Raw genomic sequence first — 18,199 nt, 5'->3', positions numbered from 1 at the left:
CTGCGGACCATCTTCGAACAGCCCGACGCCGACGCCGTCCAGGCCCAGATGCGGCATGTCCTCGATGCCCTGGAGGCCAAGTTCCCCAAGGCCGCAGCCCACTTGGACGCCGCCCAGGGCGACGTGCTGGCCTTCACTGCGTTCCCGCGCGAGATCTGGCGGCAGATCTGGTCGAACAATCCCCAGGAACGACTCAACAAGGAGATTCGACGCCGCACTGACGTCGTCGGCATCTTCACCGACCGCACTGCCCTGATCCGCCTGGTCGGCGCGGTCCTGGCCGAGCAGAACGACGAGTGGACCGAAGGCCGCCGATACATGGGACTCGACCTGCTGGCCAAGGCTCACCTCCACCCGATCGAGTCAGAAACCGACGACACCGTCCTCCCGACGGAACTCACCGCATAGCCTCAAAGAAGAGATCGCCGAGTGGCCGTCGATACACCACTCCCGCGGACGTGACCCTGCCGCCACCCTCGCCGGGCGGATCTACGATCACGCGACGCTCAGCCATGGCCTCAGCCTTGCCCACCGGCAGGTGAGGCGCTCTCGGGGGACGGCTGTCCGTGGCGGCTGGACGACCCGCTGGGGGCGCCTTGGGGTCGTGGTTCTGTGTGGCCGAGCTCCACCGCTCGGTGTAGCGTCGGTCTCAGCAGTCGTGGTTCCGAAGTTCCGTTCGCCCGTGATCGCCATCGCGGGCGTTTTTGCTGTTCAACGCCTCTCCGGACCAGGGCGATCACCTCCGGATCCCGCGCGGTGCGGGGCCCGATACAAGTCCCCTTGAAGGAGACAGGCGCATGGCCAAGGGCACTGTGAAGTGGTTCAACGCGGAAAAGGGCTTCGGGTTCATCGAGCAGGAGGGCGGTGGCCCGGACGTCTTCGCCCACTACTCGAACATCGCCGGCCAGGGCTTCCGTGAGCTCCAGGAAGGCCAGAAGGTTGAGTTCGACGTGACGCAGGGCCAGAAGGGCCCGCAGGCGGAGAACATCCGCCCCGCGTAATGCCGCATGCAAAGAAGTCCCGGCCGATGGGTTCAGCCTGGCTGGGGTTTCTTCGTTCCCGCCCGCCGGTTGCGCCTGGGAGGTGTGTCCGTTGGGCGGGTTCTGCGGCGGCCCGTCCCCGGCGAGGGTGACGAGACGGGCGCGCACGTTCAGCTCACTGAGGGCTGCATGTCAGAGCGCTCAGCGTCCGCAGTTCGGCGAGGCGCCGCTGATACATCGGGCCAGCCGCCGCGTGCGCACCGCGTGCCTCGGACGGCGTCGCCGGCTCGATCAGGTGGTGAGAGAGCGCCTTCAGGTGGGCCGATCACGCGATGACGTGTTGCCGCACGGGCCGGCCGCACTGCTGCGGCTCACCGGGCAGGCATAGCGGCAGTTCGGGACCGAGCTTGTTGGCCGCGTGCCGGATGCAGCGCGGACGGTCAGCCGCTCCTCCTCATTGCAGATCTTGGTGGAGGCTATGCGCGCGAGGTCGGCGCGACTGCCTCGGCGGCTGATCCGCCGGGCTGCGGGCGGATGGCGCCCGTCCGCTGTGGTTCCGTTTCCTGCCCGGCCGGGCAGGCCAAGGGTGGCTGAGTTGTCGGGGATCATCCGGCTGGTGACTGGATGTAGTCTTCCAGGCGCGCTACGGTGAATCCCTGCTCTTGGATGCGCCTGAGCAGGTTGGCGAACATCTGTGTCATCGTGGCACCTTTGAGTTCGCCAGGCCCGCGGAAGTGGGCCAGGATGATGTCACCGTCATGCAGCTTCTTGTCCCCTGCCTGGTACTGCATGTTGCGGATCTGCATGGATTCTCGCCACCACACGATCGCACGCGGTCCGCACTCGCCTACCGCGATTTTGGTGTTGCTGTTGTACGCGCCGTACGGCGGGCGGAACAGCAGCGGTGCGGTGCCGTATTCCTTGGTGAGGATCTTCTGGTCACCGCACACCTCCTCCTTCTGGCGGGCCAGGGGGATGGTGCTCATGACGGGGTGGTGCAAGGTGTGGTTCTGGATGTGGTTGCCGAGCGCCTGCAGGGATCTGAAGTACGCGTAGTCCGGCTTGATGGCGTCGTTCATCAAGAACATGGTGATCGGGATCTGCAGATCCCGCATCATCTCGATGAACTTCGGATCCTTCTCCTGTCCGTCGTCCACGGTGATGAAGACGACCTTCTGCGACGTCGGGAGGTGAGTGAAGACCGGGACGGCTCCGGTGGCGGATAGTTTCACCGGCTTGTCGGCCGGCGGCTGCGGAGGGGCCGGCAGCGGGGACAGGCCCCACTTGTGCCAGAGCGCGGTGTCACGAGCACTGGCCGCGGTGCTGGCGGCGACGCTGGGCGAGGCAGAGGTGGCAGCGGCATGACTGGTTCCGCTGCCGCTGCTCGAGCTGCACCCGCCGATCGCCAGGACTGCTGCGACCGTTCCCGTCACCGGCCGGTACCACCGGCCCCGACCCGTATACCGCTGCATTGCGCCGACCCCTGTTGCCTCATGACCATGATCCACTGAGGATTTAACCTGATCGCGTATAAAAACCGATAATCGCCAGGTGTGAATTCAGTACGCAGTGCGGAGCTGTCGTCGGTGGGACGGTGAGCCTGACCGTCATGTGAACCGTCGGTTCGGCTCGGATGGCGTCGTGGCCGGGGGGAGATCATGCCGTGTGCGGGAGGGCCAGGGGGCGCAGCTTCCTGGTCTTGGGAGCCGACAGGGGCCAAGCGGCATGTCATACGCGTCCGTCTGCCGGGGCGGGCGTGTTCGGGCCGTCCTTCAACTCGGCGAACTGCCCTTTCAGCCGTGCTTCATGTGTGCATCGACAAGAACGTTGATCTTTGCTTCGGATGACGGATCTGACGCGGTGGTGGCTCAGGCTGCGTCGTCGCGGTCTCGTTCGATGACAGCGAGCCGGTTCTTGAGGCCAACACCCACATCGCTCCGGCCCTCGGCCACCTCACCGTCCGCCAGGGCGCCCACGTCCGCTTCGCCGAAACCAGCCGCATCCTCGCCGACCTCGCCGGCGGTCACGGCGACCGCACCTGGGAGAAACGGATCCGCGAACCCGTCCGACCCATCCTCGATGACTCAGCCATGCGTCAGCTCGCCGAGGCCCAGGCGGGCGACCTCGACGAACTCGTCTCCGAACGGCGGGCAGGGGTGGACACACCTATCCCGCACTCACCGCAGTGCGCACTCTGCAGGCCCGGTTCGCCGTTGAGGGGCGGGCGTTGGAGGCTGTTTGGATCGGGACGGCTGACGGCTTGGAGGCGCGCGCGTGCCGCCCCGTCATTCCTCTCATCGGCGTCTCCAACAGCGTCTCTTGAGCCCGGTGACACCACCCCCAGGTCATGCGTTCGGCAGGGGGGAACAGCCATGCCGGGCCGGGAGGCCAGTGGTCCCCTTGCAGGACCGCGAAGAAGATAACTGTGAGAGTTCTTCTGCGGCCCAGGATGGGTTGCTGCCAGGCTCGGCGCTCGTGATCGGGCATGACTCGTCAGATAACTGGCGCCCCATCAGGCGCTGCCGTGCCTCCGAGATGTCTGCCGGACGCGAGCGCCGGCCTGGCCCACCCGTTGGCTTGATCAGCAGCTTGTCCGCCTTCCGGCGTGACTCATCACCGTTCCGCCAGGTAGTGACTCCACCCAGGCCGACGTCGACCACGGCCCGTCCGCCCGGAGGAGAACAACCGCGTGACCATGCTTGCAGAACACGTCGACGGCGTCATCGGAGTCGACACCCACCGCGACACCCTCGCCGCAGCGGCCGTCAGCCCCATAGGCGCCGTCCTGGGAGACCGACGCCTGCTGGAGTCCGCCCGCCAGCACGTACCCGGCCGCCGCTGCTGGGCACTCGAAGGAACCGGCAGTTACGGCGCCGGCCACGCCGATTTCCTGGAAGACGCTGGTGAACGCGTCGTCGAGGTCTGCCGCCCCAAGCGCCCGCCGGTCCGTGGAGGCCGCGCTGCTGGGGTTGGGCTCGGAGCCACGGAAGCGCTCGCGGGAATCCGTGCAGAGGCCCGTCAGGCCCCTGCACGGGGCGTTAGAAGAGGTCGCGGTACTGATTGAAGCCGGTGCCGATCTTGACCTGGGACCTGAAGGGCGCGGCCGTCCTGCCCGTCCCCCTGAACAGCCACAGGTTGCCCTGGAGATCGCGGGCGAGCAGATCGCTGTGGCCGTCGCCGTCGACGTCCCCCGTGGCCACCAACTTGTTGAACTGGTTCCAGCCGGAACCCACCTTCACGCGGGACGCGAAGGGCTTCCGCGGATCGCCCGTGCCCTTGTACAGCCAGAGGACGCCCTGTTTGTCCCGGGCGAGGATGTCCGGCCTACCGTCGCCCGTCAGGTCGCCCTGGCCGGTGATCTGAGTGAACTGGTCCCAGCCGGGGCCGACCTTGACGTGCGGTGCCAGCGTGCCGTCCGCCCGGGTCTGGAAGCGCCAGAGGACACCCTGCTTGTCGCGGGCCAGCAGGTCGGGGTGCTTGGCACCGCCCAGGGTGCCGGGGGAGAAGACGACGTTGTACTCACCCCAGCCGGCGGCCACTTTCTTGAGGGTCCCGCTGCGCCAGAGATTGAGCGTGCCGTCGTCCATGACGTGGTACGCGCCGTCCTGGTAGCCGGTCAGATCGGGGTCGACCGACGCCCCGTACCTGAAGTGCGGCCAGACGTAGGCGCCCGACCGGTCGTCGAAGCCGCCCTTACCGTCTTGCATGTAGACGTACATCTGGCCCGACGGCAGGATCCCGGAGAGGAAGAAGGACGGCGCGGCGGGGGTGGGCTTGCGCTGCCCGGCTGCGGTGGCGCCTCGGGCGACGTTCTTCGCCGGACCGGTCGTCGCAGGGGCGTCGGCCAGTGCGGTGCCGGTGCCGGTACCGACCAGGGCGACGGCGATCGCCGAGGTGACGAGACGCGTCAGTGCGCGTGCACGCCGGGAGATCTGGGTCACGTATGAACTCCATGAGGTATGCGGGAATCAGGCGGTGCGCCCTGCACGGGCGTGGGGAGCACTCGCATCATTGTGTGGATCTTTGCACCTCTGGCCCAGTGGTTTTGCGGTGGCGCACGGAACGCACAATTCCGCCTGGACGGCACTGCGGCAGGGCCGCCAAGGCCGCTTCGCAGGGCTTGGCCCCACCATCGGCCACCACCGCCTGCGCCAGGTCGGAAACCCGCTCCATCTCCACCCCCGCCTCGACCGGACGCTGGCCACCCCCCGCCTGCCGCGGGCACACCGTCACGACCTCCGCATCACCAAGGCGGCGGTGTCCGGGAAGAGATCGCCGGGGCTTTCCGTTACCTGGGTTCCGACAAGGCGCGCTACGTCACCGGGCACATCCTCTCCGGGTCGACGGCGGTCTCATGGCGGACGGGCCCCTGTTTCCGGGCACGTGAACAGCGAGGCGGCGTCCGCCTTGTCGGTTTCGGGTCTTTCTGCATTGCCGCTGACAAATGGCGCGCCGACTCGGCGTGAGCCAACGATCGGCCACCCCTACCTCCAGGGTTCCCCAGGCGAGGCTTGTCCGCACCGCGGACACCCCCCTCCCGGGCGAGACCATTGCCGCCGAGCGTGCGGCGGCTATCACCCGCGCCTACGTCGGCGACTTCTTCGACCTCCAGCTGAAGGGGATTCCGCGGCCCCTCCTCGACGGCCCTTCCCGGGCCTACCCGGAGGTCACGTTCCAGCACCCCTAGGTGCCGCTGAGCCGCCCCGTCCGGCGGGTCAGGACCTTTCTCTCGGATCAGGCCGGCTCCGAACGACGGCGCTTCCCGGCCGACTTGAGCGGGGTCTGGTTCGCAACCTCCTCCGCGACGAAGACGGGACCGCGGTGGCCAACCATCTCTGAGAAAAATGGCCCACCACCGTTGGTCAGCGCACACTCACCCCAGGCGCCGTCACCGATCTCGCCGTCCGGCTCGTCGGCCAGTTTCCACGCCGACGCCGGGATCTTCAAGACGGCCTGGTGGATGGCATCGGTGTTGGTCATCCCGGCCGAGTACGACAGCCACCGCCCGCGGGCTGCGAGCCAGGCCACGAACTCATGCATGCCACCGCCGCAGTCGCAGCGGATCAGCGTCTGTCGCCCGCGCCGGTAGTTCTTCGGCAGTTGGACCAGGGCCAGCCGCGCGGCCGACCTGGCCTGGGTGGCACTCCAGGCCGTCAAGGCGGCGGCGAAGAACCGGCCCGTCGACGCGGCAGGAGGCGGTGCTGCCACCCGGCGCGCCCGGCCGTCGCGGCGCACCGGTGGCTGTGACCCGATCACGTTCGCCGCGACGATCGACAACCTGGTGACCGAGCGGGCCTGGGAGGCCCCGGCCGCTGCCGGCAGCGTCATCGACCGCTGGGCCGACATCGCCCCCGAACTGGTCGGCAAGGTCAAGCGGGTGCACTACGAGCCGGCCACCCGACAGCTGGACCTGCTGCCCGTCTTCCCGGCTCACGCCACCCAGCTGCGCCTGCTGGGCAGGCAACTGATCACTCGGACCAACACCAAGACCTGCCAGGAAACGGTCAAGGAACGGCGCGTTCTGGCACCGGGCAGTGGCATGGGCCTCCGGCCGGTGACCGCGGGCCGGAGGCTGCTCCTGGAGTCAGGAGAGGTGCACGCTCCAGCGGCTGAGGTTTGAGTTGAGGTCGGCGAAGTCGAGGTGGTTCCAGCAGACGGGCGTGGCATCGGGGTCGTCGCTCTTGGCGCAGGAGACGCTGTCGTACCCACCGCTGACGGTGCCCACGGCCTTCACCTGTCCCTTGGTGCCAGTGTTGACGAAGACCGGGCCACCGCTGTCACCGCCTGCGTTCGACTGCAACTTTGTGTTGGCGTTGTGGGCGACGTTCTCGTCCTGCGCGGTGAACGCACCGTTGTCGAAGGACACCGTCTGAAGTACGTCGTCGACCACGGTGTTGCAGATGACACCGCTCGTCGCTCCGTTCTGGCAGGTCCACGTGCCCTTCACCACCGACTGGGACCCGACGACCTTCTCCGTGACGGAGGAGTCGTATCCCTTGTCGTAGATCGTCGCCTGGTTGTTGTCGACCTTGATCAGTCCGGTGTCGTAGGAGGGGTCGCGGACGGTTTCCAGCCCCATCGCCTTGCCGCCGGAGGCGTAGAAGTCCCCGACTTGCCAGGAGGTGTTGATGCCTCCACAGTGCGCCGCGAAGAGCATGTAGTGCGTGTTGCCGCTGACGACGCCGAAGCCGGTGCTGCAGATCACGTTCCCCGCCCGCACGATGCGTGCGCCGCCCTTGTACGGGGACACGTCGGATATGCGGTTGCCGGCCGCCGACGCGTTCGACCGCCCGTCGAAGACGGTCACCGGGACAGACCCGGGAGCGTGGCTAGCGATCAGGCGGGCCGCGGCCGGGATCCGCTCCTGCATCGAGCCGTTCGGGCGGGCGTGGGCGTGCGAGGCGGCGAAGTCGACGCCCACCTGTACGCCGCTTCCGTCCGCTCTCGGACCGACCTGGGTGACGCTGATCCCAGCCGCCCGCAGGGCCCGCAGCCGGACGGCGATCCGCCGAGTTTCCGTCAGCAGCGACCGCTCGCTGTAGCCGGCGCTCACCACCTCTACCGGGACGGTCCGGCCGAGTCGCCGTACCAGGGACGTCAGCACGGCCGGCCGTGCTCCGTGCCAGTAGAGGGTGACGGTCCACCGCGGTACGGAGATCTCGGCACCGGAGTAGCCGGCCTCGCCGAGCCTCGTCTGCGGGCCGGCCAGATCCTGAATCCGCTGCATGGCGTCGAGCAGGGGCTGCTGGCGCGCGCCGAGGTCTTCCGCTGACAGCTGCGTCACGGCGGCTTCGGCCATCGGACGGGGTCTCGCCGATGTTCCGTCGGCGCTCGCGGAGGCGGGAGCGGGGGCGGCGGTTCCGAGGGCCAGTGCGGTGCAAAGTGCTGCCGCGCTTACGAACGGTCGTGGCAGTCGCGCGCGTGACGGCAGGGGTGAAGTGCGCATGCGCGTCCAATCTGTTCATCCGCTGTGTGTACGGGGGACGCCGGTGATTCCACTGCCTGGCGCATTTGACCACCAGCCTCCCGCTTCCGACGATTTGACCGTGGTCAATTCAGGAGCACCCTGAGAACGCACATCCGAACTCACAGGGGAGCAGGCGGGTTTGACGGAAGGAACGGGCAATAGCAGACGGGGGCGGCCCGAGTTACCGGTGAGCGCACACGAGGGTCCGGTCGCGGTGTTCGCCATCGAACTGCGCAAGCTGCGCGAGCAGGCCGGCAGGCCCGCTTACCGGGACATGAGCCGCCTGGCCTACGTTTCGGCGAGCGCGCTGTCGGAGGCCGCTCGGGGCAGGCGTTGGCCGAGCTGGCAGGTGGTCTCCGGCTATGTGACCGCGTGCGGCGGGGAGTTGGAGCTGTGGCGCCGGCGGTGGGAGCAGCTCCGGCCCGCAACCGACGGGGAACCACCCGCCATACTGCCTCCGGCTGCGCCGCCGACCTCGCCGTGGGAGGCCACCCCGGCGTCGGAAGCCGCCCGGGAGCCGAAACCCGTCCCCGTAACCGGTGTCTCCGATCGGCCCGCCGTTGGCCGCCGTCCGCTGACGGCGCTCTGGCGACGGGTGGCGCGGGCCGGCCGACTGGCCTGGGCGGTAGCCGCCGCAGTGCTGCTCGCCGCGCTGCTGGCGGGGCTGAGCGGGGCGTCCGGCGCTCGGCCAACGGTGTCCGCCGGATCGGCGTCGCCGCACGCGGCCGCCGCCCTGCCAGAGGGTGCGCCTGCCCCCGTGCGCCGGCGCGACACGCTGACCCTGAGGCCCGGGCAGGTGGCCGACCTTGACTCGATGGCCGCGGACTGGGATGTACGGCCCGAGCCGGGACCCGCCACGGCAGACATCTGGTTCGGCGCCCAGGACCACGCCCTGCACGGCGTGGCGGACAACGACATCGCCGTGCTCCCGCCGGGTCGTCCCGACGGCTTCTGGCCGTGCGCACGCGAGCAGGACTACGGAGTGACGCTCGCCGGTAAAGGCATCCGTCCCGGACAGGTCGTGTGCGCGCTCACAGCCGCCCGTCGCGTGGCCGAGCTCCGGGTGAAAGCCGTGCTGCGTACGGCGTCCGGCGCGCCACGCGAGATCTTGTTCGACGTCACCGTGTGGGTGCCGCCGCACCGGACCTGACCAGACGGATGGCCGAGCCGACCTCTTCGCTTGACGGATTGCGAACTCGCCTTCCCGCCCTCCCTCGGCTTCCCGCCTCGATGAGGGCGGCCTCCACACCGGGCCGCCGGTGTTCGGCTCGGGGTGGAGGCCACGCTGATGAAGGCGGCCGAGGCGGCCGGGTCGCGTGGGGTGCTGGACTTCAGCGGTGCTCGGGCCGGGACGGACAGCCGGCCGCTGCGGTCGGTGTCGGCTGTCTCGTTTTCGGCCCCGCTGCGGCTCTGGGCCTGTGAAGGGTCACCCGGTGACGAGGGTCCAGTGCATGTCGTTGAGGGTCTTTCCGATGGGTACGTAGTAGACGCCGGCCAGGCACCAGGGCGTCCTGCGCTGACCGTCGAGGACGGTGCCGGGGTTGTACGCAGGCGGGCAGGTGATGGTCCGGTCGAGGGCGGTGATGATTCCGCGTGCCTCATCGGCTGTGTGGTTGCGGACGCTGGCGAAGACCGGGCCGCCGCTGTCGCCGTTGACGGCTGCGACGCCGCCAGGCGTGGCGGAGGTGGCGTAGGCGAGGTCGACGTCGGGGCGGTAGATGCCGTTGGGCCCGGTGACGCCGATGTCGGTCTGGGCAATGCGCACACCGCAGTGCACGCCGCCGTTGGCGCCGTCGGTGCACACGTAGTCGCCGACGTTGTTGTGCCCCCAGCCTATGACGGGCTTGGCGTAGCCGTCGGTGCGGCTTGCGGGGCCGTCGTAGAGCCGGCCGCTGACGCGCTGTGAGGGCAGCTTGATGCCGACCACGTCGTCTTGCGGGGAGCGCTGGGTGGCGTCGGTGGTGCCGATGAGGTCGCCGCCCCACCAGGTGGTCCACTGGCCTTCAGGGCCGGGGCCGCAGTGGTAGGCCGACGTCAGCATGTACTGGCCTTGGGCGTTCTTCACGCCGTAAGAGCCGGAGCAGATGCCGCCGAGTGGGTTTTTCAGCGCCGAGGCTCCGGTCCAGGGGGAGCTGTCCTGCTGCCGGGAGGACAGATCCACGCTCTGCAGCCGGTGGATCGCGGCGACGTGCACTCCCGACAGGCGGCCGGCTGCCGTGGCGACCTGCTGCAACGTCTTGCCGTGTCCGCTCGTCAGGAGACTGCTCGCCGTGCGGGCGGCGTTGTCGTAGCCGACCTCCAGGCCGCTGCCGTCCACCGCCGGTGCGATGCTGGTGACGCGGACAGGGTCCGCCGTCCCCTCGACTCGCAGCTTCATGGAGGCCAGGCTGTTCAGCAACTTCACGCGGGCCGCGTGAAGTTCGGCCCTGGAATAGCGGGCAGGGTCGACCTCGGCGGTCACTCCGTGGGGGAGGTGGGCGAGGATACTCTTGACCCGCTGGGGCGGTGCGCCTTTCCAGTACAGGCGCAGGTGGTTATGGTCGGGGTCGACCTCCACCTCGGCGAAGCCGGGTATGCGCGCCCGGCCGGACTCGGAGAGCCCTTCGGTGATCCGGCCGGCAATGGCGTCGAGGACCTGCTGGCGTTCGTCGATCCGCGTGGCTGCCTGTGTGGCCGGCGTAGGAGAGGCGCCCGCGAGTGAGGGGATGACAAACGGGACTGCGGCGGCCAGGGCCGCGGTCGGCAGCACGAATGCCACCCATCTGTGACGTGCAGCGTGTTTCATATGGCCGCTGACTTTCTGCTGGAGCCATTGTGACGCGGACATGCTCCTACGGCAGGCTCGTGAGACAAAATTGTGATCAGGTGGGCGAGGGAAGGTTCCCGATCGGCAGCCGCAGGGCTGAGGCACACGGCGTCTGTTGCTCTCCGGCCGGCTGCCCGAATAGTTCCCCAACGACCTCGACCTGGATGGGGCCTGCCGTGTCGTCGGCGGAGATTCGGCCGCCGGCGGATGTTCGCGACGGGCAACCTGACGTTGTGGAGGCCAGCATGCCGTTCCTGGCGGCCTCGTACGTCTCGACCTGGGAGGACCCGACCGCCAAGTGCCGGCTGCGGATCACTGCTGTGGCCTGTTGGTGTGTCGACCGCGTACCTCGTCGAAGGAGAAGGCCGAGGACCTTGCGGGCGTCGGCCCGGCGGGTGGGTGTGCCGGCGAATACTGCGGCGGGCCTGCCGGTTGCCGTCCTCTCCCAGACAGGCGGCCATCGGTTCCACCGACTTGCGCCGCCCATCGAGCAGCAGCCCCCGCACATACACCTCGCCCCAGCGACGCTGATCCGCCCGCGCGAACGGCTCGAACATCTCCGCCGCGAAGTCCTCCAGATCACACCGGACCGCGGCCAACTTCCCACCCAGCACAACGGACGTGGAAGGGGGCACACGTCATCGCGGTGGCTTCAAGTCGGCACGAGCAGTTCCTGCGCAAGGTCGGCGCCGATGAGTTCATCGACTACAGCATGACGCAGTACGGACGTGGTCAGCGGTGCCGACCTGGTGATCGACACCGTCGGCGGCCCGGACAGCTCACGCTTCCTGACCGTGCTCAAGCGCGGAGGCACCATGCTTCCGGTGTTCTTCGCTCAGTACGACCCGGAAGAGACGGCGCGTCTGGACATCACCGTCTCGAACATTCAGGTACGTTCCAACGGCCCCCAGCTCGCCGAGATCGGGCGCCTGTTCGACGAGGGCAAACTCAAGGTCGGGGTGGACAGCACCTACCCGCTGTCCGAAGCGGTCAGCGCACACACGCGAGCCGCGCAGGGCCACATCCAAGGCAAGATCGTGCTGACGGTGGCCTCGTGATCGCCGAACTCCAGCAGGCGGTGGCGAACTACGCCCACGCCCTGGACGAGCTGAATGTGCCCGAGCTGGAAACGGTCCTGACCGAAGGCACCACCTGGACCTTCACGATGCCCGGACAGGGGATGCTCGGCCCGGTCGCCGGACGCGCCGCGGTGCTCGACTTCATCCGTGACGGGCACACGGCCCAGACCGGAAGGGTGCGGCACCACCTTGGTAACGTCGTGGTCACGACGACGAACGCCGCCACCGCCGAGGTGCGGGCCCATCTGCTGCAGACGAGGAACACCGGCGAGAGCACCCAGATAATCTCAACCGGGATCTACACGTTCAGCCTGCGACGGTCCGACGGCAGGTGGCAGATCGCCGAGCTCACCCTGACGCTGGACAACGCCCTATAGGGGCTCTTCACGATCGAGGGTGTGGTCGCGGTCTGGACCTTCCTTCTCCCTCCGCGCTACTGGCCCGGGTGCCTGCCTCAGTGCCGGCGACGCGGAGGCCGTCGATCACGAAAGCCGCGAAACGGCGTGCTGCTGCGTCGCGCGCGGAGGCGGGTGCGGCGGTGAGTCCGCGGCCGGCGAGGAGGATGACGACGAAGTCATCGAACACGAAGTCCGGACGTAGTCGACCTGCAGCCTGCGCGCGGCGGATGATGGTCGAGACGACGCGGCCCAGCTCCTCGCGGTGTGCCGCGAGGTCGACGACGTCGGGGTGCGCCGACATGAAGGCGTCCGTGAAGCCCTGGTTGCGCGCGTTGAGGAGCAGGATGCGCTCGACGACGTCGCAGAACCCGCGCCACGGATCCGGGTCGGCGGTGCCGTCGTAGACGATTGAGCTGCACTCGGCGAGCTCTTCCTCAAACGCCTCGAGCACCAGGTCCTGCTTCGTCGGGAACCGGCGGTACAGGGTCGCGGGCCCGACGTCCGCACGCCGGGCGATCTGTCGCATCGTCACCTCCAGCCCTGATGCCGCGAAGAGCTCCCGGGCCGCGGCGAGGACACGGTCGCGATTCTCCCTCGCGTCGACACGGAGCAGGTGAGTCATCTTTCAGGCGATCTCTCTCACAACAGCAAGTGGACGCACGCGTCCGTTACGTTCGATCGTACGGGAGCCAACCGGCTCGAACCAGCCAGGAGCGATGCATGCGAGCAGTCTCAATCGGTACCTTCGGCAGCCCGGACGGCATGGAGGTCGTCGATGTCCCGGTCCCCAGCCCAAGCGCAGGCGAGGTCGTCATCCGGACCGCGGCGATCGGGGTCGGCGGAGTCGACGCGGTGATCCGGCGCGGCACGCTGGGCGCACTCGGCCCGGCCATGTCTCGCGACGGTCTGGTGCCGGGAAGCGAGGTGGCTGGGACGATCACGGCCGTGGGAGCGGGCGTCGAGGCGTCGTGGCTCAACCGACGCGTCTGGGCGTTCACCGGCGTCTCTGGCGGCTACGCCGAGCAGGCGGTCGCGAGAATCGAGAACGTCACGGCACTTCCCGCCGGCCTGACGCCCGTCGACGCGGTGACACTCGGCAGCGCGGCCCCGGTGGCGCACTTCGCCCTGCAGCGGGCGCACTTCGCCAAGGACGAGACCGTGCTGGTCCGTGGCGCGGCCGGCAGCATCGGCATCGCAGCCGTCGAGAGCGCAGCCCGAGCCGGCGCACGTGCAGTCGCGGTGACTACGTCGTCAGCCGAGCGGGGCGAGCGGCTGATGGAGTACGGCGCGACACACGTGCTCGACCGTGACGGGAACAGTACGCGCGCTCCCGAGCCAGGCGACTTCGATGTGATCGTCGACATCGTCGCCGGGCCAGCGCTGCCCTCGTTCCTCGCGCGGCTCGCACCCAATGGTCGACTAGTGCTGGTCGGCCTCGTCGCCGGGCCTCCTCCGGCGGACTTTGGGTCGGCGCTGCTGGGCCGGTTCCGGCAGTCGGTGTCAGTCGCGACCTTCAGTCTGGACACGGTGCCGCGAGCTGACCTGGCCCGGGTACGCGCCGACCAGTTCGAGACCGCGGCGCGGGGCGACCTCAGCGCCGTCGTCCACGCCGTCCTCCCGCTCGAAGCCGCAGCAGACGCCCACCGGCGGATGGATGCCGGCGAGGTCTTCGGGCGTATCGTCCTGACACCGTGACCTACTGCGGCCCGGTCGAGCTGACCGTCCAGTGATCGAGCATCTGCTGGATGGCCACCAGGTCGACGCCGCGTTCGTGGTTGTGGGTCGCGCAGGCCCTCCGCAGGGCATGCGGGCTGAACCGCTCCGAGGCGGGCCGCCCTTCGAGTTCCATGAGATAGCGCAGCCGGTTGCGGATCGTTCCGCGATGCAGGGCTCCGCCGGACTCGTCGGCGAACAGCACTGGCGAATCGGGCAACTTGGGGCGCACGTCGTCCAGGAACCATCGCAGCACCAGATCCAGGCCGTCGAGCATGGGCACCCAGCGGGGCCGCGGTCCAGAGGTGTGAGCCCCTTTGCCGAAGCGGACGTGGAGCTTGCCGAACGGGCCGCAGCTGAAGTACACATCCGGCTTGTCCAACAGTGATGCCGTCTCCGAGCGGAGGCCGGCGTGATACAGGGTCCGGAACATCGCATAGTCGCGGACTTCGGGCCCGTACTTCCTCGCGGTCGCGATCCGCTGTTTCATGAAGCCGAAGAACTCCGCTACCAGTTCCGGTGTCGGCGGCGGCACCAGGGCCGGGGTGTCGTCGCCGACATGCCGGGAGGCGTTGAACTCGTCGACCGGGCAGACCAGCCGGACACCGAACGCTGCCTCGATCTCGGCGGCCTTGCGGGCCTGCAGGAACCGGTGGTACCCCTTGAAGATCCGCACATACTCGCGCCGGGTCGACGTCGCCCGGCCCTTCACCGCGAGGTCGCCGACCACACGGTCGATGTCCTCCGGCGTCACATCCCACGCGGGTCGGCCCACAGCCGCGAGGGTTCGCTCCAGCAGGCCGATGTCGTTGTCGATGGTCACGGGGCTGAACCCGCGGGCCCGCCAGGAGGCGACGAACGCGTCGACGCATGTGCTCTGGAACTGCCACGGGTCCGTCGCCAGCGGTTCCTGCGGGACGGCCCCGCCCGCGATGACCTGGAGTCTGGCCTCGGCCACCGGCACACCTTCCTCGCACCTGAACGGTCAAGGCAGCACCTTGAAAACTAGGTTGCTACCGCGAGAACCAACGAGGACCTCAGGAGCGGGATACGGCCAGGTGGCAGCTACAACTCTTGTGAGGGAACAAGTGCCAGCCCCAGATCGCTGGGGAGAGGTCTTCGGCGACGACACCGCCGCCATGATCGACCGCCTCGTTCACCACGCCGAAGTGATCTCCATGAAGGGCGACTCCTACCGCATGCGCGGACGCGACATCGGACGGATTCCACCGGCCAACCCCGGGGAATGAACAACATCAACTAACGGACCGGGGGTCCGACTTCGGAGACCAGGACTGGGTCACCTTTCGAAGTTCACCGACACAAACGCGGCATCCGGCTCGCAGAAGCCCGCTCGACTGCCCTGTTCCAGCTCGCCGCCCAGCTACCCGCCGCAGTCCTCGCCCGCACCCTCGGCATCGATATCACCGTCGCCGTCAAATGGCAGCGAGCCGCCGCCGGAGACTGGGCCGCCTACGCGGCCGAGATCAGCCAACGAGACACCCGCCACCAGTAAGGAGAAGACGTACATGCCCCTTGACGACCAGCGCACTTGGGCACTGCTCAGGCAACTCGACGACCCAGACCACATGGAGTTCCCCCACAGCTACGACCATGCGGCCGCCCGAGCACGGTTTGAGCAGCTCGCTTCCCGTTTGGACGAGCGGTTCCACTGCACATGCACCGTTGATCGGAACGTCCAGGACGCAAGCCACCACGGGATGATCGTGATCCCGCAGAACGCAACTGACAGCGCGGAACACATCATGGTGACCGTCAGTAACTTCGGGAGCCTGGCAGCGGTCACGCTCGGCAACCCCGGAAGCTACGACGAAGACGAAGAACGCGAACTCTTCCAGGCCACGGACCGGAACAGAATCGATGACGAGCTCGAAGCACTCGTTACGTGTCCATCTCAGAGCACCCGCTCTGGACCAGCGACCTCATCTCCTACTACCCGCCTGAGCAACCCCCGACGTGGTGGACCCGCTTCTTCGACTACCTGTGACTGGCGTTGCGGGCACCCGTGGCTGAGGCATTCCGAGAGTTCCAATACCCGAGTGCACCATTAGCGGTCTATCCCGAGGAAGCGATCAACGGTCACCGGGCCTTCATCGCCCGCCGCCGGGCACTGCGTCCCAGTGAGGAATACCGCACCCTAACCGATGCAGAGTGGGAGGAGTTCCTTGGCCAACTCGAGCGGAGGAAGGTCGCTCTGGGTGACTGCGGTCGCGCCTACGGCACCAGTTGTCAGCCTGAACACAGGTGCGTCCGCTGCCCTGTTCTCCGCGTCGACCCTGCTCAGCGGCTCCGTCTGGAGGAGATCCGGAGCAACCTGCGCGAGCGGGTCGCGGAGGCCGAACGCGAAGGCTGGCTCGGCGAGGCCGAGGGGCTGCGCGTCAGCCTTGCCGCCACCGAGAACGAACTCTCTCAGCTCGACTACCGCCGGCATCGGGCTACGACCATCAACCTCGGGATCCCGACCTTCCGCGAGATCGCGGGCCGCATCTCGTAGTGCAGAGAAGGGGCACTGGCCTCACTTGGCACGCTGTCCGACACGCAGGACGCTCAGATAACGGCGTGGCGCTTGGTCGCCCATTCGCGTGCGGATGCGCTCGGCGATGGCGTCGAGCAGAGGCTCACGGACATCCCGGTCGAGCCTGCGATACAGCGACAATGAGCGAAGGTGATCGGCGAAGCCGTCTCCGTTGAACCACTGAACGGTTGGATACCATCGCACGATCGTCGGGCCGAACAATCCTCCGGGATCGTCGACCAGGCCCCAACCCTCGTTGGTGGTGCGCACCTCGTCCTCCAGCGGTGGATGACCCCAGCCCGGGTTCCCGGGGCAGAACCGCTCGTGCAGATCGGCGGTCTCTGCGTACACCTCCGGCTCTCCCGACCGGCGGACAACGACGTGGCCGAGCAGCGCCATCCAACCTCCGGGAGAAAGCACGTCGTGCGCTCGCTGCCAGCCGGTCGACGGGTCGACCCAGTGCCACGATGACGCAGCCACGAGAACATCGAAGCGTCGACCGCGGTCGTCCCACTCCTCAAACGTCGACCTCTCGACGTCGACGTTGCGGAAGGAGGCGAGCCGCTGGCGAGCGAGTGCGGCCATGTCCGCGCCCGGCTCGACGGCGGTCACTGAGCATCCGAGCGCTGCCAGCGAACGCGTCGCCTGACCAGTACCGCAGCCCACCTCCAGCACCGACGACCCTTCGTCCAAGCCGGTGACGCCGACAAGGTCCGCGAACAGTTCGCCGGGATATCCCGGCCGAACCCGGTCGTAGAGCTCCGGCACCTCGTTGAACACTCGGCCGAGGTCGTGGCGATTCGGGGGCCTCTTCGGATCATCGGTCACGAGCGCACAAGCTATTCGGCTTGTCCACGAAGACGCCACTCGTTTAGAAGTCATCTCATTTGGTAAGTCGGCGGTAGCAGATGAGGGTGCAGGCAATGGCGGCGAAGGCGAGGAAGTGTTCGGCTTTGCGTTCGTAGCGGCGGTGGAGTCTGCGGCAGCCGGCGAGCCAGGCCACGGACCGCTCTACGACCCAGCGGTGACGGCCCAGGCGGGTGGAGGCTTCAACACCGCGTCGGGCTAGACGGTGGGTGATGCCTCGAGCACGGAGCCATTGCCGAAGGCGGCGGTAGTCGTACCCCTTGTCACCGTGCAGCTTGCCGGGCTTTCGGCGGCGCGGCCCGCGTCGCGAGCGGATCGGCGGGATGCCGCGCACGAGCGGCTGCAGGCCCTGACTGTCGTGCGTGTTCGCGCCCGAGATACCGACTGGCAGTGGCAGACCGGTGTGCTCGGTGATCAAGTGGATCTTCGACCCGTACTTGCCGCGATCCACAGGATTCGGACCTGTCAGATCCCCCTTTTCATCGCCCGCATGTTGACCGAGTCGATCGCTCATCGGGACCAGTCCAGTTCGCCGCGGGATCCGAGTTGGTCGAGGACCAGGCGGTGGAGTTTGGCTCACACTCTGGCCTTGGTCCACTCGGTGAAGCGTCGGTGAGCCGTCGCGCCGGACGGCCCGAACGACACGGCGGGCAATTGCTGCCATGTGCAGCCCGAGGTTGCGATGAAGACGATTGCGGCCGGCACTTCGCGGTCACCATGCCGACGCCGGCCACCACCCTGGGGCCGTGACGGCGCCTCCGGAACCACCCGTTGGAGCAGCTCCCACAACTCATCCGGCACCAGCCGCTCAACGATCCTTGCCACGACTGGAAACTTACTGAGTCAAATGAGA

Annotated in this window: 16 protein-coding genes and 5 pseudogenes; 11 read left to right on the top strand and 10 right to left on the bottom strand. The window is 68.1% G+C overall.

Annotated elements, in window-relative coordinates; genetic code table 11:
* The coding region (locus tag BIV23_RS34980) for a transposase (protein ID WP_177240142.1) at positions 1–408 on the top strand (408 nt) is incomplete at its 5' end.
* A gap of 389 nt (positions 409–797) precedes the next feature.
* Positions 798–1,001 carry a cold-shock protein gene (locus BIV23_RS34975; protein WP_053659098.1) on the top strand — a complete coding sequence of 68 codons (204 nt, stop codon included), beginning with the start codon at positions 798–800 and terminating at the stop codon, positions 999–1,001.
* 584 nt (positions 1,002–1,585) lie between these two features.
* Here BIV23_RS34975 and BIV23_RS34970 read toward each other — a convergent pair.
* Entirely contained in the window at positions 1,586–2,413 is an 828-nt protein-coding gene (locus tag BIV23_RS34970) for a polysaccharide deacetylase family protein (protein ID WP_342746397.1), read from the bottom strand.
* Between the two features lie 498 nt (positions 2,414–2,911).
* On the opposite strand from BIV23_RS34970, the pseudogene BIV23_RS52580 reads away from it, so the two are divergent.
* Positions 2,912–3,067, top strand: a pseudogene (locus tag BIV23_RS52580) (ATP-binding protein); the annotation flags it as partial.
* 951 nt (positions 3,068–4,018) lie between these two features.
* Here the strand turns inward: BIV23_RS52580 and BIV23_RS34960 are convergent.
* Complete coding sequence (locus tag BIV23_RS34960; protein ID WP_071385001.1) at positions 4,019–4,921, bottom strand: FG-GAP repeat domain-containing protein; 903 nt, start codon at positions 4,919–4,921, stop codon at positions 4,019–4,021.
* A 521-nt stretch (positions 4,922–5,442) separates the two neighbouring features.
* On the opposite strand from BIV23_RS34960, the gene BIV23_RS53670 reads away from it, so the two are divergent.
* Positions 5,443–5,667, top strand: a complete 225-nt coding sequence (locus tag BIV23_RS53670) for a hypothetical protein (RefSeq protein WP_143079172.1) — start codon at positions 5,443–5,445, stop codon at positions 5,665–5,667.
* A 191-nt stretch (positions 5,668–5,858) separates the two neighbouring features.
* Here BIV23_RS53670 and BIV23_RS53665 read toward each other — a convergent pair.
* Positions 5,859–6,161, bottom strand: a pseudogene (locus tag BIV23_RS53665) (transposase); the annotation flags it as partial.
* 100 nt (positions 6,162–6,261) lie between these two features.
* Between BIV23_RS53665 and BIV23_RS34945 the strand changes: the two are divergent.
* Positions 6,262–6,600, top strand: coding sequence for a DciA family protein (locus tag BIV23_RS34945; protein WP_079173604.1), 339 nt, complete (start codon positions 6,262–6,264; stop codon positions 6,598–6,600).
* Here BIV23_RS34945 and BIV23_RS34940 read toward each other — a convergent pair.
* On the bottom strand, positions 6,565–7,779 hold the full coding sequence (locus tag BIV23_RS34940; RefSeq protein ID WP_071384997.1) for a chymotrypsin family serine protease: 1,215 nt from the start codon (positions 7,777–7,779) through the stop codon (positions 6,565–6,567). The genes BIV23_RS34945 and BIV23_RS34940 overlap by 36 nt on opposite strands.
* A gap of 355 nt (positions 7,780–8,134) precedes the next feature.
* Between BIV23_RS34940 and BIV23_RS34935 the strand changes: the two genes are divergently transcribed.
* Positions 8,135–9,097 carry a helix-turn-helix domain-containing protein gene (locus BIV23_RS34935; protein ID WP_071384996.1) on the top strand — a complete coding sequence of 321 codons (963 nt, stop codon included), beginning with the start codon at positions 8,135–8,137 and terminating at the stop codon, positions 9,095–9,097.
* A 276-nt stretch (positions 9,098–9,373) separates the two neighbouring features.
* Here BIV23_RS34935 and BIV23_RS34930 read toward each other — a convergent pair whose 3' ends face one another.
* On the bottom strand, positions 9,374–10,696 hold the full coding sequence (locus BIV23_RS34930; RefSeq protein WP_245790799.1) for a S1 family peptidase: 1,323 nt from the start codon (positions 10,694–10,696) through the stop codon (positions 9,374–9,376).
* 479 nt (positions 10,697–11,175) lie between these two features.
* Positions 11,176–11,310: pseudogene (locus BIV23_RS47350) on the bottom strand (transposase); the annotation flags it as partial.
* Between the two features lie 65 nt (positions 11,311–11,375).
* On the opposite strand from BIV23_RS47350, the pseudogene BIV23_RS34920 reads away from it, so the two are divergent.
* Both BIV23_RS34920 and BIV23_RS34915 read left to right on the top strand, forming a co-directional pair.
* Positions 11,376–11,811, top strand: a pseudogene (locus BIV23_RS34920) (zinc-binding dehydrogenase); the annotation flags it as partial.
* On the top strand, positions 11,808–12,209 hold the full coding sequence (locus tag BIV23_RS34915) for a nuclear transport factor 2 family protein (RefSeq protein WP_071384993.1): 402 nt from the start codon (positions 11,808–11,810) through the stop codon (positions 12,207–12,209). The pseudogene BIV23_RS34920 and the gene BIV23_RS34915, both read left to right, overlap by 4 nt.
* Before the next feature lie 7 nt (positions 12,210–12,216).
* Here BIV23_RS34915 and BIV23_RS34910 read toward each other — a convergent pair whose 3' ends face one another.
* Positions 12,217–12,852, bottom strand: a complete 636-nt coding sequence (locus tag BIV23_RS34910) for a TetR/AcrR family transcriptional regulator (RefSeq protein WP_071384992.1) — start codon at positions 12,850–12,852, stop codon at positions 12,217–12,219.
* Positions 12,853–12,950: 98 nt separating this feature from the next.
* Here BIV23_RS34910 and BIV23_RS34905 point away from each other — a divergent pair, with 98 nt between their 5' ends.
* Positions 12,951–13,925, top strand: coding sequence for a zinc-binding dehydrogenase (locus tag BIV23_RS34905; protein ID WP_071384991.1), 975 nt, complete (start codon positions 12,951–12,953; stop codon positions 13,923–13,925).
* 1 nt (position 13,926) lies between these two features.
* Here BIV23_RS34905 and BIV23_RS34900 read toward each other — a convergent pair whose 3' ends face one another.
* Complete coding sequence (locus tag BIV23_RS34900) at positions 13,927–14,766, bottom strand: tyrosine-type recombinase/integrase (RefSeq protein ID WP_245790798.1); 840 nt, start codon at positions 14,764–14,766, stop codon at positions 13,927–13,929.
* A gap of 265 nt (positions 14,767–15,031) precedes the next feature.
* Between BIV23_RS34900 and BIV23_RS47345 the strand changes: the two genes are divergently transcribed.
* Complete coding sequence (locus BIV23_RS47345) at positions 15,032–15,193, top strand: ATP-binding protein (RefSeq protein ID WP_281250187.1); 162 nt, start codon at positions 15,032–15,034, stop codon at positions 15,191–15,193.
* A gap of 776 nt (positions 15,194–15,969) precedes the next feature.
* Complete coding sequence (locus tag BIV23_RS47340; protein ID WP_218161902.1) at positions 15,970–16,458, top strand: integrase; 489 nt, start codon at positions 15,970–15,972, stop codon at positions 16,456–16,458.
* Between the two features lie 21 nt (positions 16,459–16,479).
* Here the strand turns inward: BIV23_RS47340 and BIV23_RS34885 are convergent, their stop codons facing one another.
* Positions 16,480–17,307 (bottom strand): class I SAM-dependent methyltransferase, encoded by an 828-nt coding sequence (locus BIV23_RS34885; protein WP_071384989.1) that lies wholly within the window; start codon positions 17,305–17,307, stop codon positions 16,480–16,482.
* A 55-nt stretch (positions 17,308–17,362) separates the two neighbouring features.
* A pseudogene (locus tag BIV23_RS49165) lies at positions 17,363–18,171 on the bottom strand (IS5 family transposase).
* Positions 18,172–18,199 lie beyond the last annotated feature (28 nt).

The organism is Streptomyces monashensis (assembly GCF_001866665.1).
GTDB classification, from domain to species: domain Bacteria; phylum Actinomycetota; class Actinomycetes; order Streptomycetales; family Streptomycetaceae; genus Streptomyces; species Streptomyces monashensis.
The sequence above is the reverse complement of the archived record's forward strand: the minus strand, read 5'-3'. Positions and strand labels throughout refer to the sequence as shown.